Consider the following 9,305-nt stretch of genomic DNA (forward strand, 5'->3'; position numbering starts at 1 on the left):
CCGGGCCTGACCGCTCATGCCGCGCCGACCCGTTCGGATCGGGGCGTGTCTTTCCGCGGCGGTGCGGGTTCCGGCTCGGTGCCCGCGCTCGCCCGCCAGGCCACGACGAAGCAGGCGACGTAGATGACCGTTTGCGCTACCAGCGTGAAGTAGACGTTCTCGTTGTAGACCGCGATGATCAGCCAGGCCACGGTGAGCAGGGCGACGGTGCGTTTGCCGCCGCGCATCAGCCCGGCGTAGACCGCCAGCATCCACACCGCGCCGACGGCGATGTACACCCACGGCCCGAACGGTGCACGGAACGACGCCAGCGTCAGCACCGCAAGCCAGATGGCCAGCTGCTCGGCGCGCACCCGAGGCCCCTCGGCGCCCGCGGACAGCCGCCGGTGGATGCGGATCGCGGTGACGGCCACCAGGATCAGCAGCAGCAAGGTGTAGATGTTGGTGATCACGCGGGCGGGCCCGACCGGATCGCCGATGTCCCAGCCCATGATGTTCGCCTTGTACGGCAGCCCGAACGGTGAATAGTTGACCAGCTGGTTGGCCCGTTCGACCAGCACGAACTGGTGGAACTCCCCGCTGGCCAGCCGCTGCCAGGTGCCGTCGGACAGGAACTGCCGCCACGGTTCCCAGCCGAAGATCGCCAGCGTGGCCAGCGAATACAGCCCGCCGAACACCGCGGTCCACACCGCGGGCCGCCACCGTCGCTGGACCAGCAGATAGACCAGCAGGATCGCCGGGGACACCTTGGCGATGATCGCGAAAGCCAGCGCCGCACCGCCGAAGATATTGCGCCGCAGATGGAACAGGACCATGGCGCCCGCGCCGCCCACGTACAGCACCAGCACGTGGATATTGCCGATCTGCAAGGTCGCCAGCGTCGGCAGGCTCAGCCACACCACCGGCGTCAACGCCGCCAGCACACCGCCCTGCCTGCCGCCGATCCAGCGGGCGATGGCGAACATGGCCAGCAGCACGATCGCCACGTACAGCGAGTAGTACAGGGCGCGCAGCGTGGCGAAGTCGTGGCTGAACAGCAGCAGCAACCGCGGCAGCAGCAGGAACGGCGGCGGATAGAGGTAGGCGTCGCGATCCTGCGGTGTCACCGCGGGCAGCACGGAATCCGCCTGGGGCGATTCGTAGCGGTGACGGTCGTAGAGACCGGCCGGGTCGTGCTCGGCCATGAGCGCACCGCTGACATAACCGGACAGGTGGCTCTTCTTGACCAGGAAGTCGTCGTCGGCCGACAGGGAGGCGTCCACGTTGTCGGCGTCGAGGATGAACTGCGTCAGCCGGGCCAGCACCGCGACCACGAGCAGGATCACCACGCTCCACAGCACCCGCACCACGATCGGTTTGCCGCGCACCGCGTCCCGCCACTCGGTGGGCACAGTCGGCACGAACAGCACGAACAACGCCACCGCGCATACGACGCCCAGCATCGCGGTCACCGGCCCGGGTAGGCCGGTGAGCGAGAGCGCGATCATCACGACGGGGACGAGAATGCCGACGACGAACACCGCGTACATCGCGGCGAAGTAGTCGAGCGAACCCCGGAATCGGGTCCATGTCCTGGATATCATCTGCAACCTACGGCTTTCGGTTCCCGCGTCGCCCGCTTCGGGTCGCGCGGACGGTCTATCTGGTCGCTGCTGCGGTGCTCGGCCAGCAGCGGAACGACCTGGGACACCACATCGCCCGGTGCGGGCGCGGCACGCAGGTCGGCGCCGATCTGTTCGGCGGCGGCGCGGAAGCGGGGCTCGCGCAGCAGCGCGCGGATCGAGGTGGCCAGCGCTTCGATGTCGCCTTGACCGGCGGGGGTCTCGGCGGCCAGCCCTGCCCCGCTGCGCACCAAGCCGCGGGCATAGTCGAACTGGTCGAACATCTGCGGCAGCACCAGTTGCGGCAACCCGAGCCATCCCGCGGTGAGGCCGGTGGTCGAGCCGCCGTGATGCACGAGCAGATCGCAGCCGGGCAGGAACAGGTTCAGCGGAACCTCTTCCACGACCCGGACATGGCCGGGCAGCTCGCCGACCGTGGCCCGGTCGCGGGCCGAGAGCGCGACGACCACCTCGGCATCGTCGAGGTCGTCCAGCGCCGCGAGCACCGATTCCAGCGGCCGCGGACCGGTCAGGCCGAGCGTGCTGCCGCCCATGCACACCGCGATCCGCTTGCGGCCGCGCTCGGCGCGGTGCCACGGCGGCAGTGCGCCGGTGCCGTTGAACGGGACGTAACCCAGCGCGGTGCCCGGCGCCGCGTCGGGCGCCTGCAGCCGCGGCGGGCAGATGTCGAGCACGGCCACCGGATCGGCCAGCCGGGTGCCCGCCTCGGCGGCGAGCGCGGCGGTGCGGGCGGCGAAGGGCCCGCCGGTGGGGTCGATGCCCCAGCGGTGCACCAGGACCGGCAGATCCAGTTCGGCGCCCAGCGCCCGGCCGACGGTGGCCAGCGGATCGGTGAGGACGACGTCGGCTTGCCAGTCGGTGGCCACCTCCGCGAACGTCTCGAGGTATCGGCGGGCATGGTTGTGCCAGTTCTGCGCGGCGACCTGCCACAAGCCCTGTCCGCTGGACTGATCGCGATCGGCGAACAGCGGAAGCGGGAACATGCCCGGATTCACCTGGGTGCGCAGCTGGTCCATCGGCACGTTCAGCGCGGTCAGCTCGACGGCGTTGAGCCCCGAACGCAGCGCCGTGGCCGTCACGTCGCCGCGTGAGGCGACCAGCACTTCATGGCCGGCCAGCTGCAGCGCCCAGCAGAACGGCACCATCGCCAGCAAGTGACCCGACGAGGGCACCGGCACGACAAGAAACTTCATCCGATCACTCCTTCGGCTTCATCCACTCCATCGGATTGGTGTGCCGAGGCACCCATGATGGAGCCGATTGCTCGGCATTGCGGCGTTTTTCGATCACCACGATGTTGTGGTAGAAGTGCAGCGCCCCGATCCAGTTGTCGAAAGCGCCTGCCGCGCGGCCGGATTCCTTCTCGAATTCCTGGTGATGCAGGGCGTCGACCAGGGTTTTCAGATAGCCGATGGTGGTCGCCGGATCATCGGTGGCGGTGCTGCTGCCGCCCCAACCGGACCAGTAGGAGGTCTGGGTGTCCTCCACCACGTACAGCCCGCCCGGCCGCAGGTGCGCGAACAGCGCCCCGAACGAGGCGATCACGTCACCGCTGATGTGGCTGCCGTCGTCGATGATGATGTCGAACGGTCCGAGTGCACTGCCGAGCTCGTCGAGGAACGCCGGATCGCCCTGATCGCCGCGTAGCGGTTGCAGGCGCGGCTCAGCGATGCCGGACTTGTCGAAGAAGTCCAGCCCGAACACCAGGCCGCGACGGAAGTACTGCTTCCACATCCGCAGCGACGCGCCGCCGACATCCGGCGCGACGTATCCGCCGATGCCCAGTTCGAGGATACGCACCCGGCTGTCGCGCAGCGGTGCGAAGTGGCGCTCGTAGTGCTGGGTGTACCAGTGCCCGCCCCACTTGTCCGAACCGAAGTGCAGCGACAGCGCGTTGAGGTCGTAGTGGTGCGGGCGGCAGGCGGTGACGATGCGGTCGGCGGCGACCGCGGCGGCGTCCCGGGCCAGCCGCCACGGATCGTCGGGGGCGAAACTGCCCGGTCCGGGCTCGTCCTTGATCGCGATGGCGCGGGTGCCGAGCGCGGCGTCGGGCGGGCCGTAGACCGCGCGCAGCAGCTCCACCAGATCCTGCCGCACCAAAAGCCACGGATCCTCCAGGGTGCCGGGAGTGACGGCGGCGTCGTCGGCGCCCACGGTGAGCAGGTAGTCCAGCTGCTTGCCGTCGTGGGTCAGCTCGAACACCGCCGTGACCGGTTGTCCGGGCCGGGGGCCGTAGTTCGCGCGCCAGGCGATCTCCTTGAGCACCGCGTCGGCGACGGTCTCGGTGCCGATCTCGCCGATCCGCGCGGCGGTCTCCTCGTAGATCCCGTCGGCGACGGAGATCAAGTGGGCGGCGAGGACATTCTCGTCGTTCAAGGTCACGTCATTCATCCGTTCCGCCGGTGCGTACCGGCCTCGATTGCTCCACCAGGCGCGCGCCCTCGGCGACGAGCATGGCGCGCACCATGCCGTGGAAATCCACCGAAGGACGCCACCCGGTCCGCTCGCGCAGCCTCGTCGCGTCACCCGCCAGCGGTTGCCTGCTGCGGGTGAGCACCGAGGAGCGTTCGCGGACATGGTCGTTCCAGTCCAGTCCGGCCATGCCGAACGCCGCCGCGCAGAACTGCGCGACCGTGTGGTGTTCGCCGGTGGCGACGACGAAGTCGTCCGGCTCGTCGAGGTCGAGGATGCGCGTCATCGCCTCGACGTAATCCGGTGCGTATCCCCAGTCGGCGCCCGCGTCCACCCGGCCCACCTCGACCGTGCGGGCCCGGCCGCGCTGGATCCGGGCGACGGCGCGCACGATCTTGCGGGTGACGAATTTCTCGGCACGCAAGGGTGATTCGTGGTTGAACATGATTCCCGCCGCCGCGAAGACGCCGCGGGCGCGGTAGGCGCGGCAGGCCAGCAGGCCCGCCGCCTTGGTGACGCCGTAGATCGAGTCCGGCCGCAGTCCGCTGCGCTCGTCGCACATCGTGGCGCCGTCGAAGCCGAAGACGTGCGACGAGGCCGCGTAGAACAGCCGGGTGCCGGTGTGGTGCCGGTCGATCGCCTCCGCGAAGTGCTGCACCGGCAGCGTGTTCACCCGATGGGAGGCGCGGGCCAGCTCGTGTGGGTCGCCGTGCTCGTCCTGCGAGGAGTGCTGCACCGCCGCCAGCAGATACACCTGTGTGGGGCGTTCGGTGGCGATCAGTTCCTCGACCGCGGCCGCGTCGGTGATGTCGACGGGGCCGGCTCGGCCGATCCGCAGCACGCGTTCACCGCGCGCGGCGAGCAGGTCCGACAGCAGCGTGCCGTCCTGCCCGGCCGCGCCCGTGACGACGACGGTCATCTCACACCACGTCCAGTTCCGGCAGCGGGAACACCAGCCGCCCGCCCGCCGCGCGGAAGGCGCTTTCCCGTTCCAGCATCATGGTGCGGAAATGCCAGGGCAGCACGAAGAACTGGTCGGGTGCCAGCTCGCGCGCCTGTGCCTCGGAGACGATCGGGATCGCGCTGCCCGGGGTGAACTTGCCGAACTTGTCGTCGTTGACCTCCGCGATGCACGGCAAGTCCTCCGGGCCGATGCCGCAGTGCTGCAGCACCACGTTGCCTTTGGTGGAGGCGCCGTAACCGAGCGTGCGCAGGCCGGCCTTGCGGGAGCGGTCGAAGAAATCGCGGACCTGTTCGCGGTGCTGGTCGACGCGTTTGGCGAAGTCCGCGTACGGCTGGGAGGTGTGCAGCCCGAGCGCGGCCTCCTCCTGCCGCATCCGGTCCAGCACCGCGGCGTCGGCAGGTGACGGCGCCCCTTGCTTGCCCAGGGTGAGCGCGAAGCTGCCGCCGTTGACGCCATTGCGTTCGACCTCGAGCACCACGAATCCGCAACGCCGTGCCATCCATTCGATCTGGTCGAGGGTGTAGTACTCCAGATGCTCGTGACAGATCGTGTCGTAAGAGGTGGTGGCCAGCATCGCGGGCAGATAGCTCTGTTCGAGGACCCACACGCCGTCGTCGGCGAGGCTGTCGTAGACCGCCCCCATGAACTCCAGCGGGTCGGGCACGTCGTAGAACATGGCGATGGAGGTGATCACCTTGGCCCGGCGGCCCTCCAGCACCGATCCGGCCAGCTCGCGGGTGAAGTATCCGGTCACCAGTCGTACGTGCGGCGGATAGAACCGGCGGAACTTCTCCCCCAGCGGGTCGATGCCCAGAATCGTCGCCGACCCTTCGGGGTAGGCGCGCAGCAACGTCGCGTCGTTGCTACCGATGTCGATCACCACGTCCTGCGGCGACAACGGCACCCGCTGCCGGATGCGCGTCACCCGGTGGGCGAGGTGGTCGATCATCGAGCGATTCAGCCCGGAGCGGTAGCCGTATCCGGGGGAATACATTTCGTCGAAATCTGCCGTGTGGCGCAGCTGGACGAGTCCGCACTCGTCGCTGCTCTCGGGCACGCAGCGCACCAACTCCAACGGATAGCGCGGCACCTCGGTCGGATCGCCGGCCGGGAACACCCCGGTCAAAGCCATCGTGCCGAGGTCGACCACGGTCTCGAGCCGGGTGTTCCCGCACACCCGGCAGCCCTGCACCGCCACTGCTTGCGTCACGCGTTCTCCATATCGTGGGCGACCATCAACTCGACGAGTTCGGTGAAACTCGTACGGGGTTCCCATCCGAGCTTCTCGCGCGCCTTGCTCGGATCACCGGTGAGATGATGCACCTCGGCGGGCCGGAAATAGGTCGGATCGACCTCGACCAGCACCCGCGACGTCCGCCGGTCGATCCCTTTCTCCTCCAAACCGGTTCCCTCCCATATCAATTCGACACCGATGGCGGAGAACGCGGTCTCGCACAGTTCGCGCACGCTGTGCGTCTCACCGGTGGCGATCACGTAGTCGTCGGGTTCGGGTTGTTGCAGCATCAGCCACATCGCCTCGACGTACTCCTTGGCGTATCCCCAGTCCCGGCGGGCGTCCAGATTGCCGATGAAGAGCTTGTCCTGTTTGCCCTGCGCGATGCGCACCGCACCGCGCGTCACCTTGCGGGTGACGAAAACTTCGCCACGCCTCGGGGATTCGTGATTGAACAGGGTGCCGTTGACCGTGTACATGCCGTAGGCCTCGCGGTGGTTCACCGTGATCCAGTACGCGTACAGCTTCGCCACCGCGTACGGCGAACGCGGATGGAACGGTGTCTGCTCGCTCAGCGCCACGTCGTGCAGGCCGCCGTACAGCTCCGAGGACGAAGCCTGGTAGAACCGCGTCGCGATGCCCGTCTTACGGATCGCGTCCAGGATGCGCAGCGTACCGATCGCGTTGGTCTCCGCGGTGAACTCCGGGATCTGGAACGAGATGTGCACGTGCGACTGCGCGCCCAGGTTGTAGATCTCGGCCGGGCGCACGTCCTCCAGGATCCGGTTGAGACTGCTGGAATCCATCAGATCCCCGTAGTGCAGAAACAGCCGGCGTTGGGAATGCGTATCGGAATACAGATGGTCTATGCGATCGGTATTGAAATTCGACGCACGCCGAATAATCCCGTGCACCTCATATCCTTGCTGCAACAGGAATTCCGTCAGATAAGACCCGTCCTGGCCCGTGATGCCGGTGATCAGCGCCTTTCTCATCAAACCTCCAACCCCGAGACTAACGCGTGGCCAAAAAGCGGGCAATACCTATCTTTCGGTTGCCACCGGTATTAGAATTCGATTGCATGAGCGCGGCCTCCGAAAAAACTCTGGTAATGATTCCGACGTACAACGAGCGTCGCAACGTGGGCCCGTTGCTCGCTCAGATCCTGGAACAGGGCACCGATTTCGACGTCCTGTTCGTCGACGACAATTCCCCGGACGGCACCGGAGATCTGCTGGATGAGCTGGCCCGACAGCATGCTCCCCGCATCCATGTGCTGCATCGGGCCGGTCGCCAAGGCGTGGGCTCCGCACACCAGGCCGGTATCCGCTGGGCATACGCGCAGGGATATGCGCACATCATCACGATGGATTCCGATTTCGCGCATCCGCCATCGTATCTTCCGGCATTGCGCGCCGCCGCTGCCGGGTTCGACATCGTGGTCGGATCGCGGTATCTGAAAGAGGACAGCCTGGCCGACTGGACTCCCTTCCGCAAGGTCCTCACCCGGGTCGGGCATTTTCTCACCGTGACACTGCTGCGGATGCCCTACGATGCCACCGGCGCATTCCGATACTACCGGCTGGACGCCGTTCCGGTGGCGGCTTTCGATCGCGTCCGGTCGACCGGATACTCCTTCTTCTTCGAAAGCCTCTACATTCTCTCCGCCAATGGTTTCCGGATCGAGCAGGTGCCGATCCACGTCCTCAACCGCACGGCGGGCGCGTCCAAGATGCGCACCCGCGACGTGGCGACCAGCGTGCGTTTCCTGCTGGTGCTGTGCGCGGAGAAGTACCTGCGCCCCAGCAGGCACCGCGTCACCTCGTCTGTACACCGCTGACCCTCCGCCCGGCCAGCCAGTCGATCACCGCCGCCGCCTCCGGCCAGTCGGGGCCGGTGGCGGTGACCGGGAACTGGTCGTCGACAAGGCCTTTGGCGAACTGCGACCGGGAGCCGACCGCGTCACGCACCTGCGCCAGCGTCACGGTGGTGCGTGCGCCGACCTCGCGCAATCCGGTGTCGTCGAGGTGACCTGCGATCCACTCCGCGCACCAATCCACCGGGGCGAAGCTCTGGCGCGAACGGCCACTGGCGAACACCGGACGATCGGCGGCCATGTCCGCCAGCACGCCCTTGCGGTAGTCCCCGCCATACATCGGGCCCAACCGCACGACGAGAGTGTCCGCGCCCGAACAACTCTCCTCGGCTTCCGCGCGATGGCGGCCATAGACCGTGTCCAGCTGGGTGCGCGCGGAGATGCTGCTGATCTGCACGAACCGCTCCCAGCGCCACTGTTCGCGCAGCAGGCGCGTCTTGTCCACCGTCTCGCGGCGGTCCTCGTCGGGATGGTGCTCGGCCCAGAACCGCTTCGACGGGCAGGCGGCGTTGATCAGCACGTCGTAGCGACCTGCCGTGCGATGGCGTTCGTGGTCGGCGCGCACCACCGGCACCACCTGCGCCTCGCCGCTGCGCTCGAGCGCTCCCACCAGCGCGGAGCCCACATATCCGCCGGCGCCGATCACAGCCACGCGTAACCGGCTCACCGCGAGTCCTTTCCGCACGGCACGAGGCTGCGCCACGCACCGCACCGGCACGCACGCACTCCGGCGTGGAGTCCTCTCCGCTGTCCGGGCGCACCGCTCATGCGCCGTTGCCTTCCAAGGTGTGCGGCAGCGGCGCCACCTGCACGATCGGCGGATCGCACTCGTCCCACGGCTTGGTCAGCATGGCGACGAACGTCAGCGGGGTGATCGAGTACACGGTGTGCATCACCCCGATCGGCGTACGCGTGCAGATGCCCTTGCCCACATGGATGAACTCCTCGGGGCAGTCCGGATCCTCGTGGTCGTCCTTGGTCACCAGCACGCCGTTGCCCTCGACGAACAGCAGGTACTCGACGAAATGCGGGTGGTAGTGCAGGCCGCGCACCTTGCCGGGGTGCATGTAGATCAGGTTGAACTCGAGCAGGGGCTCGGGCGGGACCCAGGTGAAAATGCCGCCGCGCCCGTCGCGGACGGTGTCGAGGTTGCACGACGGGGTGAGGACTTCGACCTTCATTTACTGCATCCCTTCA

General features: G+C 67.7%; 9 protein-coding genes. 1 reads left to right on the forward strand and 8 read right to left on the reverse strand.

Annotated features, from left to right (window positions below; translation table 11 throughout):
• Positions 1-14: 14 nt before the first annotated feature.
• Genes NNI01S_RS14570 through gmd form a run of 6 tightly spaced genes read right to left on the reverse strand, consistent with a single transcriptional unit; the run spans position 15 to position 7,227 of the window.
• A complete protein-coding gene (locus NNI01S_RS14570; RefSeq protein ID WP_063020638.1) occupies positions 15-1,583 on the reverse strand; it encodes a glycosyltransferase family 87 protein in 1,569 nt (522 codons plus the stop codon).
• Positions 1,580-2,815, reverse strand: coding sequence for a nucleotide disphospho-sugar-binding domain-containing protein (locus NNI01S_RS14575; RefSeq protein WP_063020639.1), 1,236 nt, complete (start codon positions 2,813-2,815; stop codon positions 1,580-1,582). The genes NNI01S_RS14570 and NNI01S_RS14575 overlap by 4 nt, the downstream gene beginning before the upstream one ends.
• A 4-nt stretch (positions 2,816-2,819) precedes the next feature.
• Positions 2,820-4,004 carry a class I SAM-dependent methyltransferase gene (locus NNI01S_RS14580; RefSeq protein ID WP_063020640.1) on the reverse strand — a complete coding sequence of 395 codons (1,185 nt, stop codon included), beginning with the start codon at positions 4,002-4,004 and terminating at the stop codon, positions 2,820-2,822.
• A gap of 1 nt (position 4,005) precedes the next feature.
• Complete coding sequence (locus tag NNI01S_RS14585) at positions 4,006-4,953, reverse strand: GDP-mannose 4,6-dehydratase (RefSeq protein WP_063020641.1); 948 nt, start codon at positions 4,951-4,953, stop codon at positions 4,006-4,008.
• A 1-nt stretch (position 4,954) separates the two neighbouring features.
• Positions 4,955-6,208 (reverse strand): class I SAM-dependent methyltransferase, encoded by a 1,254-nt coding sequence (locus tag NNI01S_RS14590; RefSeq protein WP_218019203.1) that lies wholly within the window; start codon positions 6,206-6,208, stop codon positions 4,955-4,957.
• Positions 6,205-7,227, reverse strand: coding sequence for a GDP-mannose 4,6-dehydratase (gmd, locus tag NNI01S_RS14595; RefSeq protein WP_063020643.1), 1,023 nt, complete (start codon positions 7,225-7,227; stop codon positions 6,205-6,207). The genes NNI01S_RS14590 and gmd overlap by 4 nt, the downstream gene beginning before the upstream one ends.
• 116 nt (positions 7,228-7,343) lie before the next feature.
• On the opposite strand from gmd, the gene NNI01S_RS14600 reads away from it, so the two are divergent.
• A complete protein-coding gene (locus tag NNI01S_RS14600) occupies positions 7,344-8,072 on the forward strand; it encodes a polyprenol monophosphomannose synthase (RefSeq protein WP_063020644.1) in 729 nt (242 codons plus the stop codon).
• Here NNI01S_RS14600 and NNI01S_RS14605 read toward each other — a convergent pair.
• Entirely contained in the window at positions 8,050-8,793 is a 744-nt protein-coding gene (locus NNI01S_RS14605; protein WP_218019204.1) for an NAD-dependent epimerase/dehydratase family protein, read from the reverse strand. The genes NNI01S_RS14600 and NNI01S_RS14605 overlap by 23 nt on opposite strands.
• Before the next feature lie 79 nt (positions 8,794-8,872).
• A complete protein-coding gene (locus tag NNI01S_RS14610) occupies positions 8,873-9,289 on the reverse strand; it encodes a cupin domain-containing protein (RefSeq protein WP_039798180.1) in 417 nt (138 codons plus the stop codon).
• Between the last annotated feature and the right edge of the window lie 16 nt (positions 9,290-9,305).

This window comes from Nocardia niwae NBRC 108934 = DSM 45340 (assembly GCF_001613465.1).
In the GTDB taxonomy this organism is placed as follows: Bacteria; Actinomycetota; Actinomycetes; order Mycobacteriales; family Mycobacteriaceae; genus Nocardia; species Nocardia niwae.

Coding starts and splice junctions, on each gene's coding strand:
- NNI01S_RS14570 (WP_063020638.1), bottom strand. CDS start 1,583: ATGATATCCAGGACATGGACCCGATTCCGGGGTTCGCTCGACTACTTC.
- NNI01S_RS14575 (WP_063020639.1), bottom strand. CDS start 2,815: ATGAAGTTTCTTGTCGTGCCGGTGCCCTCGTCGGGTCACTTGCTGGCG.
- NNI01S_RS14585 (WP_063020641.1), bottom strand. CDS start 4,953: ATGACCGTCGTCGTCACGGGCGCGGCCGGGCAGGACGGCACGCTGCTG.
- gmd (WP_063020643.1), bottom strand. CDS start 7,227: ATGAGAAAGGCGCTGATCACCGGCATCACGGGCCAGGACGGGTCTTAT.
- NNI01S_RS14600 (WP_063020644.1), top strand. CDS start 7,344: ATGATTCCGACGTACAACGAGCGTCGCAACGTGGGCCCGTTGCTCGCT.
- NNI01S_RS14610 (WP_039798180.1), bottom strand. CDS start 9,289: ATGAAGGTCGAAGTCCTCACCCCGTCGTGCAACCTCGACACCGTCCGC.